Here is a 488-nt window from a genome sequence, read left to right as displayed (position 1 = left end):
ACCTGCGGGCTATGTAAAAGGGGAAATTCAAGTCTTATGATTTTTTCCGTCTCGCAAGCAGGTCCGGCTGTTCGATAGGGTTATCTTCGCCTTTAATAGATTTTTCGATGTTTTCAATGTAGTCGAGCGAATCATCAATGAAGAATTCCAGGTTCGGCATTCTGCGTAATTGATTTTTGGTACGCAATGCTACTTCATGCTTGATCTTTGGCTTTACCTCGGTGAGTTCTGCCAGAATTTCTTTGGCATTTTTGGCCGGAAAAATACTGATGTAAGCTTTGGCCTGAGAAAGATCTGTGGTAACCTTTACTTTAGAAACAGAGATCAAAATTCCCGTTTTACCCGCATCACGCAAATGAGCCTGAAGAATTTCGGCCAAATCCCGCTGTATTACTCCTCCTATTTTTTTTTGTCTGTTCGTTTCTTCCATGCTACAAAAGTAGAACATTTACCGCTTAAAATCTTAAAATATGCGTTAATAGCTTTGG

At 40.2% G+C, this 488-nt stretch carries 1 protein-coding gene; it reads right to left on the bottom strand.

The window, feature by feature from the left end:
- Positions 1-34: 34 nt before the first annotated feature.
- Positions 35-430, bottom strand: a complete 396-nt coding sequence (gene rbfA / locus HC176_RS16250) for a 30S ribosome-binding factor RbfA (protein ID WP_167920045.1) — start codon at positions 428-430, stop codon at positions 35-37.
- Between the last annotated feature and the right edge of the window lie 58 nt (positions 431-488).

The organism is Tamlana crocina, from assembly GCF_012037625.1.
Note: the sequence above shows the minus strand (reverse complement) of the source record. Positions and strands in the feature narration are given on the sequence as shown.